Raw genomic sequence first — 14770 nt, 5'->3', positions numbered from 1 at the left:
TTTATTTCCGCTCGCTTTCAATGGATTCGTAAAATTGGTGGAGAATTTCTATGAAAATTGACTATCAATTTCGCAGAGTTATTTTTTTGCTGCTGATCTCATCGGCAAGCGTCTTTGGCCGGGCTGGGGTTGCGGAAGCAAAGGAGCATGAGCTTCTTCACATCGGCTACGAATCAGGAAATATTTCGCCGCAATCCGGTGTGGTCGCTCAAAGACCTAAGGCAGATGATTCGATTAATGTCGATTGCTCGGTTTCTCGTGCGGGCAAGTGTTCGTTGAAGACCATCTTGTGTCGCACTGACTCGTATATTTCATATGGAAGATATCGGGCTGAAACGGAAACAAGCGGCCTGAAGTCCCTGCTATATAGCGCAGGTGAATCCTATCGCTATGGTTTTAGCTTCAGAACGGACAACCAGTGGCAGTACGACACCCGTGAGTCCGTTGATACCGTCTGGCAATTTAAGCGATTTGGCACACATGCCGACATGTTTGTCGCCATCAAAGGGCATGATGTCGTGCTGAGAGTTCTAAAGGATGGTCAGTACGTTATAAAAAAAGATTTCGAGCCAGGAAAATGGATGGATATCAGGATAGATGTCCTATGGTCTGACGGAGCGAACGGCATGGTCGTGGTGTATCTCCGTGAGGAAGGCGAGAAGTCATACCATCCGGTGGTCAATTTTACCGGCGCGAACATGTTCAATTCCACCCTGAAGTTTGCTCGTCCAAAATGGGGAATTTACAAACCGACGTTTCAAAAGTCCTATTTCGATGGTCCAAGAATCGTCTTTCACGATGAAATTTACATCGATAAATTGGACGACTTGAGCGATGCTCACCAAGAGCAGTAAGATAATATCGCCATCTCTCTAAATATATTTTCGATCGGGGTTTTCTAATGCAGGCCGATATCATGCAATTCCTGAGTTCCATTCAATGTGACGAACCGGTTCCGCCGTCAATTTTGTCATTCCCTTCGATGATGTCGAAGGATGAAAAATCGCTGCTCTATTGGCTTGCCCGATCATACTACCGTGGCGAGGGCGCCATTGTGGACGCAGGGCTTTTCCTGGGCGCGTCGACCGAAGCGTTTTCAATTGGATTGAAAAACAATCCGTCGGCCTATGCCGCAGTACGTGACGGGTTGAAGAAGCCTATTCATGCATACGATATCGCGATCTGGGCTGGCGCTGGCTTTGACAAATATCTGGAGCAGCCGGAAACGCAGCGGGCACTGAACGGAGCAACGTTTAAAGAAGGCGACAACTACTTTCCCGTATTACAGCGCTTGTTGGAGCCCCACCTCGATTTGATCGATTTTCGTATCGGCGACATCGTGAAGCTGGCGCGAGCGGACGACCCGATCGAAATCGCGTTCTACGATTGCCTGAAGAACTACGAACGTGATCTTGCTGCGTTCAATGCGTTCGTGCCGCATTACATTCCCGGGCATACCGTGGTCATCCAGCAGGACTATTTTTTCGAAGCAGCTCTCGAAAACAAGATTCGGCAGGAATTCCTCAGCCCGTATTTCTCGTTCCTCGGTGCCGTCGACACCTCGGGGGTGTTCAGGCTCGAACGGGAAATTCCAACGGAATATTTCAAGGAGGACCCGCTCAAATGGCTCTCCGTGGATGACCAGGTTCGCCTGCTCAAAAACGCGGCAGCTCGGGTTCCGTTCTCGAAGGTATCTCTGTATACCGAATTGAGCGTGGTCGCGTTGCTGATTCAACACAACATGATCGACGAGGCCGACGCGTATCTGGCAAAAATTGAAAAGCTTATTGGGGAGACAAAAAAGCTTCCGCTCCGACCAGGGATTGTGGCTGCGTCGATGCGGAAACTTATTGAAGCGCGGGCAAAATAGTAAATAACCCGGAATTGCTCACTAATCGCGGAATTCGCGAAGAACCAGAAGATTGAATTTCTAAGGTTGGCTGTCTATCACCATGAATATAGCTGGAAAATTTGCTTTTTTAATAGAGCACAAAACTCTTGAGGCAATTGAATTGCCCGTGGATGCTATTTGTGACGGTGAGGCTAATCGAAGAAATGCATTAAATCTCGCGAATTGTTACTTTGAGCGCCACGCGAAAATGGAGTCGCCAGTTATATCGTCATCACGCAACTCATTTGTCGGTGCTCATAGTTACATGAATGGTGGTGGGTATGTCAGAGCGCCGGTATTTATTGGCAGATATTGCAGTATCGGCCGGCGGGTGACGATTGGTGCAGGAAGACATGCAATCCATGGACTCAGTAGTTCGCCGGTAGTCAGTAAAGGAACCGGGGACTCTTACAGTGCTACGGAGCGCGAGATCCTAGGAATAACCCCAAATAAGGGGAATTTAATCGTTCTGAACAGCGATGTCTGGGTCGGAGACGGTGCGGTAATCATGCCTGGCGTTACTGTCGGGACAGGGGCCGTTGTGGGCGCGAATGCAGTGGTTACAAAGGATGTGCCTCCGTATGCTGTGGTGGGTGGAGTGGCGGCAAAAATCATCAAATATAGATTTCCCGATGAAATTATTGGTGAGTTGTTGAATACGGAGTGGTGGAATCTTGCACCGGAGCAGCTTCAGTTGCTTCCCACTGAAAATATTTTTCAGTTCATCGATGAAATGAAAAATTACGTCGAGGTGAGTCGGGAACCGTTTGACACGTATACGCTGGCAAAGCGATCCTAACTCATCCATTTAACATCATCGAAGACAGCTTTGAACGGACGCTCCGGGGTTTCATCGAATCGGCCTGATCGGCATGGCTTGGTGGTAGGCCCAGAATTGATGTTCAGATTTCGAGCGCGCTCCTTGGAAGGATGCCCATGAAAATAGCAATCGCCGGCACGGGCTATGTCGGTCTATCTCTTGCTGCATTGCTTGCGCAACGTAACGAAGTCGTTGCGCTCGATATCGTTGCGTGGAAGGTGGAGATGCTTAACCGCAAGGAATCGCCGATCGACGACGTGGAGATCGAGGATTTTCTGGCGAACAAGTCACTCAATTTCCGCGCGACGCTAGACAAAGAAGACGCCTACGCCGGTGCCGATTACGTAATCATCGCTACTCCCACCGACTACGATCCAGAAACGAACTACTTCAACACGCGGTCGATCGAGACCGTCATTTCCGACGTTAAGCTCATCAATCCGCGCGCGGTCATGGTGATCAAGTCGACGATTCCGGTTGGTTACACTGAGCGCACACGCGAGGCATTAGGTACGGAAAATTTGATTTTTTCGCCCGAGTTTTTGCGCGAAGGCAGAGCGCTGCACGACAACTTGTACCCTTCACGCATTGTCGTCGGGGAACACTCGGAGCGGGCCGAAACCTTTGCAAACCTGCTAAAGCAAGGCGCGGTCAAAAATGACATTCCTACTCTGTTCACCGGCAGCACTGAAGCCGAAGCGATCAAGCTTTTCGCCAATACGTACCTCGCCATGCGCGTCGCATATTTCAACGAGCTTGACACGTATGCCGCGCAGCATGGGCTCGAAACACACCAGATCATCGAAGGCGTATGCCTCGACCCCCGCATCGGTGCGCACTACAACAACCCAAGCTTCGGTTACGGCGGCTATTGCCTACCGAAAGACACGAAGCAACTGCTCGCGAATTATCGCGACGTGCCGCAGAACCTGATTCACGCGATCGTTGAGTCGAACGGAACGCGCAAGGATTTTATTGCCGACAGCGTCCTTGCGAGCGAGCCCAAAACCGTCGGCATTTTCCGGCTGGTCATGAAAGCCGGCTCCGACAATTTCCGCGCATCGAGCATTCAGGGCGTCATGAAACGCATCAAGGCGAAGGGCGTGGAAGTTATCGTCTATGAACCCGCAATGCACGAGGCAACGTTCTTCAATTCGGCGGTCGTGAGCGATCTAGCTGAATTCAAACGCTGTGCGGACGTGATCGTCGCCAATCGCATGACAGCCGATCTGGAGGACGTCGTGCACAAGGTGTACACCCGAGATTTGTTCGGCGGCGACGCATGAGCGATCCGAAGCGATCTCGCTACGATTCGTCCGCTTCGCAGCTTCCGCGCATCCTGTTCTTCAACGTGAATGGCTCAGGCATGGGCCATCTGAACCGTTGCATTTCGTACGCACGTCGGTTGCGCGGGCGCGCTCGGCCGGTGTTCTTTTCATTGGCGTCCGCGATCGAGCTCATCGAGGAGATGGGTTTCGAGGCGGACTATTTCGTTTCGCCATACTGGTCGTCGAGTTCAACCTTCGCCTGGAACAGCGAACTTGCTGTGCGCTTTGGCATGTTGCTTGAACGCGTGCGGCCCGATGTGATCGTCTTCGACGGCACGTGGCCTTTTCGGGGTTTTCTCGCCGCATGCGAAGAATACGGATCGCCTGCGCTCGTGTGGTCGAATCGTGGTTTGCTGAAAGAAGGCGGCAAGACAGTAACGGTGGATGAGGCGTTGTTCGATCTCGTCATTCAACCAGGGGAACTTGGCGCACGCGAAAGCGAATCCATGCTCGACGGAGGGGGAACGCGTGCAGTCGTTCCACCAGTCTGTGTGTTGGAAGATGATGAATTGCTCGATCGCGCTGCTGCGCGAAAGGCATTGGGTCTCCCGCAAGAGGAGCGCGTCGTTCTGTTCGCACTCGGTCCGGGCAATCTGAAGGACGTTGCCGGGATCGGGCACGGCCTGATTCGCGTTTTCGAAGCGGCTGGCTTCAGGATTGTGTGGGCGCGTGCGCCTATTTCGGTTCGTGATGTGGAATTGCCGCAGAGCGTAACGCCGCTCACGGTCTATCCATTGGCGCGCTACCTGCGCGCTTTCGACGTTTTTGTCGGTGCGGCCGGCTATAACACCTGCTGCGAGCTGGTCCAGGCGACTGTTCCGGCGCTGTTGGTGCCGAATGCGCAATTGGCTGACGACCAGGTTCGTCGGGCGAATATGGTCGCCGAGGCAATCCCTGCAGTCGTTTGCGCGTGCGAGACCGATGAAGAACGCCAAACTGCGGTTGCTCAATTGCTAGAGATGTTGGGCGCGACACCTGAGAAACAGGCGGATATCCCCATGAATGGGGCGTCGCTGGCCGCAGAAAAAATCCTCGCTTTGGCCACATCAAAGGAGCCCAAGCGGTGAGCGTAATCGTTGAAACGAAAGCGTTGCGTCGGCGGTTGAAGGCCGTTGCTCGCGGCCATGAATGGAGCCTGCTGCAACGCTACGATTTGCTGGGCAAAAAGCCCCCAGCCTCCCGGAAGGAACGCGTATGGCGGTACGTGCGACATCTGCTGGCGTCCGTGAAGCTGATTTCACCGCACGTTACGCAATATTCGTGGCTCGCTACCCTCAAGCACAGACCGAGTTCGGCCGAAGTACAGACTGTAATGATCTGGGCTGTCGACACGGATCGTCATCAGCTACGCCACGCGTGTGAGGGTTTTTCAAAAAAACTGCACAACAGAGATGAACTGGCACCCGTTCTTGTCACGGACATCGCCGACTTTGCCTTTTACTCCCGCCTCGGCTGGCTCGTGGAATATGTGCCGTCATTGAGCGGAGAAGGCCCATCGTTGCATGAAAGAAAGCAGGCGTATCTCGCATGGCGCTATCGCGATGCATGCATTGTGCCGTTGAGCGCTGGATTGGCCAGCGAGCCGGAGTGGCATGCATTGCTGACATTGGATTAAGGATAATGGACAGAAATCGCTACGCGATGTTGACGGTCGATACGGAGGCGCTCCCCAAGCGCGCGTCGCACGATCACGTCAAGCGGCTCATGTGGGGCGTGCACGACCGCGGTACGGCGGGGATTCGTGAGATGGCCGAGATCGGCGATGAGTTCGGCGTCAAGCACGTCTACTTCGTCGATCAATGCGGCCCCTGGTCGTATCTGGACGAAACGCGCGAGGTCATACGTTGGCTCGACTCGGTGGGGCAGGACGTGCAACTGCACACGCATCCGGAATATTTGCCCGATTCGTTCTGGGCTGAGCATGGGCTAGATCGCCGGCCACAATACATGAACCAATATACGGACGATGCGCGCGCCGAATTCGTCATCAAGTATTTTGGCGACCTGCTCTCCGAGCAGACCGGCAAGCCGGTGCTCGCGCATCGTGCTGGTTCATTTCGATGGAACGCGTGCACGATACGTGCGCTGGAAACTGCGGGCATACGTTTGTCGTTCAATAACTCGATGTGCGCCGTTCACGCAAATCAGTGCTTATTCAGCGAGCCCACGAACCATCCGTTTGCCTGGTCCAATGGCATCATCGAAGTGCCGATGACGGAAAAGAAGATCCTGCCAAAGGTTGGCAAGGACGAGTGGTGGGCGCGCCTCACGTACCCGGAATCGCCGTATTTCCGGTTTCGTCCGTGGTGGGGAAAACTGCTTTTCGACGCATTCAGCGGCAGCCCGACGTTCTCGATTTTCCTGCTGCATTCGTGGTCGCTGCTCTGCTGGGACGAAAAAGGCTACGCGACGTATCGCGATGACCAGCGCATCGAGGGCTACCGCAAGCTGGTGTCGCGCCTGACGAAGGACTACGATGTGATTACAACCGCCGAGTTTCTCGATCTGCACGCGCGCGGCCGGATCAGGACGGCGAAGACGATCGATCTCGCTCAGGCGGAGATCAAGCCGCAAGGGAAAGCGCGGGCATGAGCGGCGTATTCGATTCTCTGCAAACGTTCGTGAGCGAGCCCTACCTCGGTTTCAGCCGATGGCTCACCGTGCGGACGCTGGAGCGCAAACTCAATCGCCTCTCCAATACACGGGAGTGCCAGGTGGGTTCGCCGAACCTGCTGTACGTGGCCGCAAGCGCATTGCCGTACCACACGAGCGGTTACACCACGCGCACGCACGAAATCATCCGTGCAATGCGATCGGCTGGCGGCAGCGTGCACGCGTTGACGCGTCCGGGCTATCCGTTTGATCGCGTCGACCGTTTGCGCGATGCCGAGGGCGACGAAACACAGGTTGGAGAAGTGCACTATCGGCACGCAGCCGGACCGACCAACAATCGGCCGGTGTTGTTATATGCGATACAAGCCGCACGCGTAGTGGCGCAGTGGGCGAAGCAGCATCGAGTGTCGGTGATTCATGCCGCGTCGAATCACGTCAATGCGCTGCCCGCACTGTTAGCCGCGCGGCAATTGGGCATCCCTTTTCAATACGAAATGCGTGGTTTGTGGGAGCTCACGCGCATTTCGCGTCTGCCGCATTACGAGGGACGCCAGGGGTTCAGGCAAGGTCTGGAACTGGAAGGCCTGGTCGCACGGCATGCGGACCGTGTCTTCGTGATTTCAGAGCAACTGGGCCGCTTCGCGCGCGAGCGCTGGGGCATTGCCGAAGAACGCATGTTCCTGCTGCCCAATTGCGTGGAGCCCGAGCGGTTCGCAATGCACACGCCACGCGAAATCGAACCGAACACAATAGGCTACGCGGGTTCGTTGATGGGCTACGAAGGGCTCGATACGCTGATCGACGCGGTGGCGCAACTACGTGTACGCGGTGCGCAGCCGGACGTGATGATCATTGGCCACGGCGAAGCGCGTGCAGCACTTGAAGCGCAGGTGCAGCGCCTCGGCTTGTCGGAACACATCCGCTTTTTGGGCCGGACGTCGCCGCAACAGGCGCATGAGGCGTTGAGCCGCTGCGCGCTCGTGTGCATCCCGCGCAAACCGTTCAAGGTTTGCGAGATCGTGCCGCCCATCAAGCTCGTCGAGGCTATGGCGATGGGCAAACCGGTCATCGTGCCCGACCTGCCGGTGTTTCGCGACGAAATGGGCGCGCACCCCGCAGGCTGGTTCTTCAACGCTGGCGACGCGGCGGATCTCGCGCGCGTGATCGAAACGGCATTGGCAGATCGCGCGGCGCTCGCCGCGCTCGGCGAACAAGCAAAAGAATACGCGACCACACAGCGTTGCTGGCGCGATTTTGTCATCAAGGCGCTACCAAAAAGTGCGGGGTGAGGGGAATGGTTGGCAGGGTCATTAGAAGACTGGGTTCGCTGGTCTACGACTATCCGAAAGTATCGGAAGATGTCGAACGAGAGGGGCCATTTGGCCGTCTGAAGATTGCGCTCGTCACGGACTATTTCACGGCAGACTGTCTGTCTGCCGAATGCCGTGTTCGTGTGATGACGCCCTCGAATTACCGCGACGTCATCACTAACTGGATGCCGGATCTGGTGCTCGCCGAATCCGCATTCCACGGCGTGGACGGAAGCTGGCGCTACGAACTGGCGAAGCAGCCGAAAACGTTGCGCCTCACAAAGCCAACCGCGATTTTCCGTCTGGTCGATTTCGCGAGGAAAGCAGGCGTTCCCACGGTATTCTGGAACAAGGACGACGGTCCGTTCTTCGAAGCGTTCATCGACGTGGCGAAGGCGTTCGATTACGTCTTCACCACAGATGAAGAATGCCTCGCACGCTATCGCCAGCAGGTGCCGGCGCACGTGCCCGTGAATACGCTAATCATGCCCTTTCAGCCGGCTTTTCATAGCTTCACGGGCTTCAATTTCACGCGCAACGAAGTCTGTTTTACAGGCAGCTATTACCGGCGCATTCTGAATGAGAGGCGGCGCTTTCTCGACATGGTGTTCGAAATCTGCGAGCACAACGAGATGCCGCTCAATGTGTTCGACCGGAATCACGACCGGCTGTCGCGCCATTTCGAGTTCCGCTTTCCGAAGACAAGCCAGATGCGCCTGCATGGCAAGGTGCCACATCGGGAAACGGCGAACGTCTACAAGTCGCACGCGGTTTCGATCAACGTGAATTCGGTCACGAGTTCCGAAACGATGTTTTCGCGCCGCTTGCTCGAGATTCTAGCCTGCGGGGGTATTGCTGTGACGAACCCGAGCCGAGCCGTCGATCGCCATTTCCGCGATTTCTGTCACGTTGTGAATACCTATGAAGAAACGCGAGATCTGTTCGCGCGGCTGCGTCACGGACCTTCGCGTGCGGACCTCGATCGCGCCGAAGCCGGTGCGAAATACGTGCGAGAGAACCATACCTGGGCACATCGGTTGGAAGAAATCTGCGCCGTCGTGAATCTTTGAGGGACCGGTCACGATGCTCGCATTGCTTTCCTGGTTTTGCCAGGCAGTTTTTCTCGTCGTAGTCGTCTATTTCGCGCTATACGTGCTCCTTGAAATGCGGGTCTTTCTGATTTCGCGAAAGGTGGAGCGGCGCAAATTGACCGAACTCGAGCATTCGGCTGCCGAAGCCAACGCCGATTGCCGGCCGTCGGTGAGCGTGCTGCTGCCCATCTACAATGAATCAGAGGTGGTGGAGCGGCTGATCGATGCCGCCTGTCGTCTGAGCTATCCCGCGGAACTGCTCGAAATTCTGGTGCTCGACGATTCGTCGGACGGCACCACACAACTCGCGCGCGGGAAAGTCGCGCAATATGCGGCGCAAGGCGTCGATATTCGCCTGCTCAGGCGACTCGATCGCAAGGGCTACAAAGCGGGCAATCTGGTCAACGGCATTCAGCAGTCGCGCGGGGAGTTCTTCGCTATTTTCGACGCGGATTTCGTGCCGCCCGTCGACTTTCTGCTGAAGACGATTCCGTGTTTCCGGGACCCAAAACTGGGATTCCTGCAGACGGGCATCGGTTACGAGAATCGCGACGTGTCATTTCTGACGCGCTTCCAGGCGATGGAAATGGGCCATCAGCAATACGTGACGGTCGGCCTGAGCGAGGATGGCGACATGGCATCGCTCAGCGGCAGTTCGTGTGTATGGCGCAAGGCGTGCGTCGATGCGTTGGGCGGGTGGAATGCGTCGACCGTCACGGAAGACGTCGATCTCGGTTATCGCGCGCAATTCGGCGACTGGAAATACGCTTATTTGCGCGACGTGGTGTCGATGTCGGTGCTGCCCGAGACCATTAGCGCATTTCGCATTCAACGCGAGCGTTGGGGGCGCGGACTAATTCATAGCGGCTTCAAGCATGTGAAGCAGATGGTGGTGCAACGCATGCCTCTGATGAAGCGAATGCACGCTATCTCCGTGATGTTTTCGTCGGTGCTGCTCGCGTCAATCTATGTACTGATCTTGCTGAGCCTGCCGCTTACCTGTTTCGTGCATTTCGATGCCGCATTCATGCGCTGGGGGGCGTTTACGTTCTTCGGTCTGGCTGTGCTCTGGGGGCTCGAAAATGCGCTCGGTGCGCGCCGCGGGGCACGTTTCGATGACAAGCGGAGCGCCGTGAAAGATTTGTGGGACACCTACCGCTATATCGCGATGTTTTTGCCGATGGCCTGGTACTACTTCGTCGGCGGCGTGCGTGCTCTGTTCGGCGTGTATGGCGACTTTCACAGAACGCCGAAAGGCACGAATGGCTATCGCGCCATCATGCCGCGGATCAATACCGTGTTGCTGGCGGGCGAGGTCTTCAGCTTCCTCTATTCGGCGATTTCGGTACTGCTAGGATTCAAAAAAGGGAATTATTTTTTGATTCCACTGAATGTGACTGTGTGCGTCGGTTTTGGCATGGTGCTCTATTGGACGTGCAAGGAAAAGCGAACTTTTAAAAGATACTGACTTCCTGTCAGCCTGGCCAATTATAAAGACCAGTGCGCGCTCGCGCGCCTGCCGCGCTAAACACAAAAAATCAACGAATCCACGAAAGGGCAGTCTGCTATGTATGCCGTAGAACCCGCACGTGCGCACGCGCCCGCTCGCGACGACGAACCGCTCCTCCTGCGCTTTCGCGCCGCGCGCGCCGACGATGCCGAAGCATGCGCGCCGCTGATCTTCGCATCTGGCGTGCGTGAATTCGGTTTCTTTCTCGGTGAGCCGGCCGAAGCTTGCATCGAATTTCTGGCGTTTGCGTTTGCCTCGAAGCTCGGGCGCTTTTCGTATCGACGCCACCGTGTGGCCGTGACCGGGGACGATCAGCCGGTCGCGGTGCTCGCGCTGCATGACGGACGCCACACATGGTTCGACGATCCGCACGTCGCGCTGATGCTACTACTGTTCTTTGGCTTGCGCCGCACGGTTCGCATGCTGCTGCGCGGTCTCGTGCTCGAAAGCGAATTGCCGGCGCCAAAGTCGTCGCAGAGGTTGATCGCCCACTGCGCGACGCATGAGCGCCTGCGCGGCACGGGTGTTTTCAGCACGCTGTTTGCGGATGCGATGCGCGCGGGTGAGCTGATGAATTTGCAGGCTCGCGCGGGGCGTGGCGAACGCGATCGGCAGCAACTCGTGCTCGATGTGCTGATCAGCAACAAGCGCGCATACGCGCTCTACCGGCGTCTCGGCTTCGTCGAATTGCCGCGCCGGGCGCCTGTCTCAGCGCGTTTGCCGCGAGAACTCGAGTCGGTGCGGATGGAGTGGGTCAGGAAGGATTGAGAGGCGCGGTGGGGTACACATTCGCCTCACGCATCCGCCACTGCAAGTGCACAATACCCCGACGCACACCCCCAACCGACACGCCAAGGAGCCCGCATGAACCAGCCCAAAGCAATCGAATACACGGACGCATCACCCGAAGTCAAAGCCGTCTACGACGACATCAAAGCGACCCGCCAGGTCGACGACGTGAACAACTTCTGGAAGTACATCGCGCAGCATCCGCCGACCCTCACGCGCACGTGGGACAGCCTGAAGGAAGTGATGGCGCCCGGCGCGCTCGACCCGCTCGTCAAGGAGCTGTTATACGTCGCGGTCAGCGTGACGAACAACTGCGGCTATTGCGTCGCGAGCCACACGGCGGCGGCACGCCGCGCCGGCATGACCGACGAGATGTTCGGCGAGCTGCAGGCCATCGTCGGGATGGCTAACGAAACGAACCGGCTAGCGGTCGGCTATCGCGTGCCGATCGATCCGGCCTTCGAATAAAAGCATGAAGCGCGCAATGCGGCCCGATCGTACCAACCCGGGCCGCAACCCATGCATGATTGCGCCGTCGTACGCACCGGCGCTGGGCCTCGTGCTTACAGCGGCACGATCTTGACCGGCTCCGGATGGCAGACCGGGGTATAGACCGGCCCGCAGCCGTAATGCACGGGGTGGCAGGGGTTGTAGGAGGGAGGGTTGTAGTACGACGGGCCGCGAACCGGCGGTTTTTCGCCGTAACACGAAGGCGGGTATTCGTGCGGGAAACACGAGTGGCCGCCGCGCACGGACTGTGCAGCTGCGTGGTCGAGGTCGTCGCAGCGCGACAGGTCGGCAAGGGTCAAGTTCGACATGATGAATCTCCGGCAACGTTGGATGGGTATCGAGCGCGCAAATGCTTTGCGCCCGGTCGTTCCAGTTGCACGCACCATGCCATGCGGCGGGATTCAACGTCTGTGCTGGGTCGAGCGCTGATCGACCGGATCTGCGCAGTCGAAAACTGATCGGCGTTGGCCAACTTGCGGCAAGCCGGTGTCGTTCAACCGCCAACACGTCGGTCGATCAGCGCGTGCCCCATCCCGCGAGCAACGTCGGTAGCTCGGCCATCTCCCTGAAGACGTGCACCGCGCCCGCGCCATGCAACGCGGTCGCGCTGCTATGGCCGAGGTGCGTCGGGCAATAGCCGAATACCGTCGCGCCGGCCGCGACGCCCGCGGTCGCGCCCGTCACCGTATCCTCGATGACCGCACAGCGTGTCGGCTCGACGCCGAGTGCCGCGGCCGCGGCGAGGTAGACGTCGGGAAACGGCTTGCTGCGCGGCGTTTCGTGGCCGCTGAAGATGCGTCCGTCGAAGCAGTCGAGGATGCCGGCCTTCACGAGCTGCAATTCGATCTTGATGCGATCCGCGCCCGACGCCACCGCGATGCGTCCATTCAACCTCTGCTGCAGCGCGCGAACCGCGAAAGGCGCGCCGTCGATCGCGCGCAACTCATTGTCGAGCGCCACGTTGCGACGCGCGCGGAACTGCGCCAGCCACCCGGCCGTGATCGCGAAGCCGGTGCGCGCCTCGATCAACGCGGCTTCGTCCCTGACCATCTTGCCGACGAAAATGCGCATCGTCTCTTCGACGCTCAAATGCCAGCCGAGCTCGCCGAGCATCTCGGTGAGCACGCGGTTCGTGATGGGTTCGGAATCGACGAGCACGCCGTCGCAGTCGAAGAGCACGGCGTCGAAAGGAAAATCGGCCATCGGGGAGGGTAGGGATAAGGTCGCGGACCGGCAAGGATACCGCACCGGGCCGCGTGCCGCAGCCTGGAAGCTGCAGCGGCGGCCTCCAGCGCGGCTGCTCAGTCCTTGTACCCGTCGCTCAGCGTCTTCATGAACGCGATGATGTCCTGGATGTCTTGATCGGTCATCGCGGGCTGGTCGCCGAACTTGCGGTCGAACGGCGCATCAGCCACATCCACGTTCGCATGGTATTGCGGCGGCAGATCGTCGTACTTCTGCACCTTGCCCGACGCATCGCGCGGATAGATTCTGTCCGGCGACGTATTGCGCAGGTTGTAGAAGTCCAGCACCTGCTTGAGGTCGTGATACACGCCATTGTGGAAGAACGTCTTGCGTTCGGCGGCATTGCGCAGCGTCGGCGTCAGGAACATGCCGCAATACTGCGTCTGCCTGGCCATGTCGGTCCGGAAGGGCCCACAAATGCCCATGTCGTAGAAGTTCGGATTCCTGTTCGGCGCAAGTTCGCGATTGCGCGGCACGCCGAGCGCTTCATACTGCGTGTCGGTAAAAAGAGGTGGAAGGCCGTCCGACGTCGGCTGGCTCAGGTGGCAACCCGCGCAATTGGCCTTGTCCTTGTCGTTGAACAGACGCAAGCCACGTAGTTCGGCTTGCGTGAGGCGTGCACGTCCTTCGAGCCAGGCGTCGTATTTGCTCGAGAATGGATGGAACGCCGGGTCTTCGAATTCATACCGACCGATCGCGAACATGGCTTCCGACACGAGCAGATCGGGATCGTTGACGACGTGCGGACCGAAAAGTTGTCTGAGCGTATCGATGTGCTTCGAGTGCCTTAGCTTGTCGGCAACCGAAGCCAGATCGGGGTTCGCCATCTCGACCGGGTTGGTCAGCGGCCCAAGCGCCTGGTCCTGCAGCGTGCTTGCCCGGCCGTCCCAGAAGAGTCCCCCTTGCGGCACCATAGCCGGCGCGGCAGGCGCAACGCCCGCGGTTTTCTGGGCGCGCTGCACGCCTAGCGCGGCCGAGGCCTGCGTATCGAGGCTGACCGGTGCGGCGTCGGTATCGCCCTGATCGGGACCGATGCTGAACGGCGCCTGGCGATACAGGTACGCGAGCGATGGCACCGGCCGATAGCCCGCTTCCGTCATGTGAAGGCCGCCTGGTTGTACCGTCAGGTCGTTGGGAGGCGAGAAAGCGTGCGCGGCGCTGTGGCACGACGCGCACGACTGTTTGCCCGACGCCGAAAGCGACGGATCATTGAACAGGTCCCTGCCGAGTACCGCGACCGCGCTAAGGGGCGCGACGGGGGGACGCTGGAGCTTGACCGGATGGGCGTTGAGGCCCGTCAGATTCTCGACCGTATCGCCGATCGCCGCGGGCATACGCTCGGGATAGATCAGCGCGTAGCCAACCAGAGCGGCGCCCAGCAGCACGATGCCCAGCACTATCCGGAGGATCAGGCGACGCCACGTGCTGCTCGCAGCGCGAGGGGACGGGGCGCTTGCGGTGGGTAGTTGCGAAGACAAGGTGGCGTTCGAACGACGATTCATGGCGATAGCGGTAGGCAAGCTGAACTGCAAACAAGCACGTCGAGCCACCGTACCGGCTGGCTCGACGTCATCACTGATTGACGGGCATCAACAGCTCCGTTCCCTGAACGTCACACCGCGTACTTCTCCGTGCGGCAGAACGGACGGATAAACGGTGGCTC

The 14770-nt window shown here is 57.9% G+C and carries 15 protein-coding genes; 12 read left to right on the top strand and 3 right to left on the bottom strand.

Annotated elements, in window-relative coordinates; translation table 11 throughout:
• Positions 1–50: 50 nt before the first annotated feature.
• The 12 genes from F6X39_RS11920 to F6X39_RS11865 all read left to right on the top strand — a co-directional run bounded on the left by F6X39_RS11920 (position 51) and on the right by F6X39_RS11865 (position 11820).
• Complete coding sequence (locus tag F6X39_RS11920) at positions 51–854, top strand: heparin lyase I family protein (RefSeq protein ID WP_187616782.1); 804 nt, start codon at positions 51–53, stop codon at positions 852–854.
• 62 nt (positions 855–916) lie between these two features.
• Positions 917–1870 (top strand): hypothetical protein, encoded by a 954-nt coding sequence (locus F6X39_RS11915; protein ID WP_187616781.1) that lies wholly within the window; start codon positions 917–919, stop codon positions 1868–1870.
• 82 nt (positions 1871–1952) lie between these two features.
• The gene (locus F6X39_RS37365; protein WP_316251680.1) at positions 1953–2690 is read left to right on the top strand and encodes a CatB-related O-acetyltransferase; all 738 of its coding nucleotides are present in this window, start codon (positions 1953–1955) and stop codon (positions 2688–2690) included.
• Between the two features lie 137 nt (positions 2691–2827).
• Positions 2828–3997: a nucleotide sugar dehydrogenase gene (locus F6X39_RS11905; RefSeq protein ID WP_187616780.1), complete on the top strand. Its 1170-nt coding sequence runs from the start codon at positions 2828–2830 to the stop codon at positions 3995–3997.
• Complete coding sequence (locus tag F6X39_RS11900) at positions 3994–5106, top strand: glycosyltransferase (protein WP_187616779.1); 1113 nt, start codon at positions 3994–3996, stop codon at positions 5104–5106. Before F6X39_RS11905 ends, F6X39_RS11900 begins: the two co-directional genes overlap by 4 nt.
• The gene (locus F6X39_RS11895) at positions 5103–5654 is read left to right on the top strand and encodes a hypothetical protein (RefSeq protein ID WP_187616778.1); all 552 of its coding nucleotides are present in this window, start codon (positions 5103–5105) and stop codon (positions 5652–5654) included. The genes F6X39_RS11900 and F6X39_RS11895 overlap by 4 nt, the downstream gene beginning before the upstream one ends.
• A 5-nt stretch (positions 5655–5659) precedes the next feature.
• On the top strand, positions 5660–6631 hold the full coding sequence (locus F6X39_RS11890) for a polysaccharide deacetylase (RefSeq protein WP_262413934.1): 972 nt from the start codon (positions 5660–5662) through the stop codon (positions 6629–6631).
• A complete protein-coding gene (locus F6X39_RS11885; protein ID WP_187616777.1) occupies positions 6628–7941 on the top strand; it encodes a glycosyltransferase in 1314 nt (437 codons plus the stop codon). Before F6X39_RS11890 ends, F6X39_RS11885 begins: the two co-directional genes overlap by 4 nt.
• Positions 7942–7946: 5 nt before the next feature.
• A complete protein-coding gene (locus tag F6X39_RS11880; protein WP_187616776.1) occupies positions 7947–9032 on the top strand; it encodes a glycosyltransferase in 1086 nt (361 codons plus the stop codon).
• A gap of 13 nt (positions 9033–9045) precedes the next feature.
• Positions 9046–10521, top strand: a complete 1476-nt coding sequence (locus tag F6X39_RS11875; RefSeq protein ID WP_187616775.1) for a glycosyltransferase — start codon at positions 9046–9048, stop codon at positions 10519–10521.
• Between the two features lie 99 nt (positions 10522–10620).
• Positions 10621–11331, top strand: a complete 711-nt coding sequence (locus F6X39_RS11870) for a GNAT family N-acetyltransferase (protein WP_187616774.1) — start codon at positions 10621–10623, stop codon at positions 11329–11331.
• 96 nt (positions 11332–11427) lie between these two features.
• Complete coding sequence (locus tag F6X39_RS11865) at positions 11428–11820, top strand: carboxymuconolactone decarboxylase family protein (RefSeq protein ID WP_187616773.1); 393 nt, start codon at positions 11428–11430, stop codon at positions 11818–11820.
• 95 nt (positions 11821–11915) lie between these two features.
• Here the strand turns inward: F6X39_RS11865 and F6X39_RS11860 are convergent, their stop codons facing one another.
• The 3 genes from F6X39_RS11860 to F6X39_RS11850 form a co-directional block, all read right to left on the bottom strand.
• Positions 11916–12170 (bottom strand): hypothetical protein, encoded by a 255-nt coding sequence (locus F6X39_RS11860; protein ID WP_187616772.1) that lies wholly within the window; start codon positions 12168–12170, stop codon positions 11916–11918.
• Positions 12171–12378: 208 nt separating this feature from the next.
• Positions 12379–13065: an HAD family hydrolase gene (locus tag F6X39_RS11855; RefSeq protein WP_187616771.1), complete on the bottom strand. Its 687-nt coding sequence runs from the start codon at positions 13063–13065 to the stop codon at positions 12379–12381.
• Between the two features lie 98 nt (positions 13066–13163).
• Positions 13164–14609: a cytochrome-c peroxidase gene (locus F6X39_RS11850; protein ID WP_187616770.1), complete on the bottom strand. Its 1446-nt coding sequence runs from the start codon at positions 14607–14609 to the stop codon at positions 13164–13166.
• Between the last annotated feature and the right edge of the window lie 161 nt (positions 14610–14770).

Origin of the sequence: Paraburkholderia sp. UCT2, from assembly GCF_014397665.1 — a bacterium.
GTDB classification, from domain to species: Bacteria; Pseudomonadota; Gammaproteobacteria; order Burkholderiales; family Burkholderiaceae; genus Paraburkholderia; species Paraburkholderia tuberum.
This window is presented reverse-complemented; position numbering and strand designations above follow the sequence as displayed.

Coding starts and splice junctions, on each gene's coding strand:
- F6X39_RS11920 (WP_187616782.1), top strand. CDS start 51: ATGAAAATTGACTATCAATTTCGCAGAGTTATTTTTTTGCTGCTGATC.
- F6X39_RS11915 (WP_187616781.1), top strand. CDS start 917: ATGCAATTCCTGAGTTCCATTCAATGTGACGAACCGGTTCCGCCGTCA.
- F6X39_RS37365 (WP_316251680.1), top strand. CDS start 1,953: ATGAATATAGCTGGAAAATTTGCTTTTTTAATAGAGCACAAAACTCTT.
- F6X39_RS11905 (WP_187616780.1), top strand. CDS start 2,828: ATGAAAATAGCAATCGCCGGCACGGGCTATGTCGGTCTATCTCTTGCT.
- F6X39_RS11900 (WP_187616779.1), top strand. CDS start 3,994: ATGAGCGATCCGAAGCGATCTCGCTACGATTCGTCCGCTTCGCAGCTT.
- F6X39_RS11890 (WP_262413934.1), top strand. CDS start 5,660: ATGGACAGAAATCGCTACGCGATGTTGACGGTCGATACGGAGGCGCTC.
- F6X39_RS11885 (WP_187616777.1), top strand. CDS start 6,628: ATGAGCGGCGTATTCGATTCTCTGCAAACGTTCGTGAGCGAGCCCTAC.
- F6X39_RS11880 (WP_187616776.1), top strand. CDS start 7,947: ATGGTTGGCAGGGTCATTAGAAGACTGGGTTCGCTGGTCTACGACTAT.
- F6X39_RS11875 (WP_187616775.1), top strand. CDS start 9,046: ATGCTCGCATTGCTTTCCTGGTTTTGCCAGGCAGTTTTTCTCGTCGTA.
- F6X39_RS11870 (WP_187616774.1), top strand. CDS start 10,621: ATGTATGCCGTAGAACCCGCACGTGCGCACGCGCCCGCTCGCGACGAC.
- F6X39_RS11865 (WP_187616773.1), top strand. CDS start 11,428: ATGAACCAGCCCAAAGCAATCGAATACACGGACGCATCACCCGAAGTC.
- F6X39_RS11860 (WP_187616772.1), bottom strand. CDS start 12,170: ATGTCGAACTTGACCCTTGCCGACCTGTCGCGCTGCGACGACCTCGAC.
- F6X39_RS11855 (WP_187616771.1), bottom strand. CDS start 13,065: ATGGCCGATTTTCCTTTCGACGCCGTGCTCTTCGACTGCGACGGCGTG.
- F6X39_RS11850 (WP_187616770.1), bottom strand. CDS start 14,609: ATGAATCGTCGTTCGAACGCCACCTTGTCTTCGCAACTACCCACCGCA.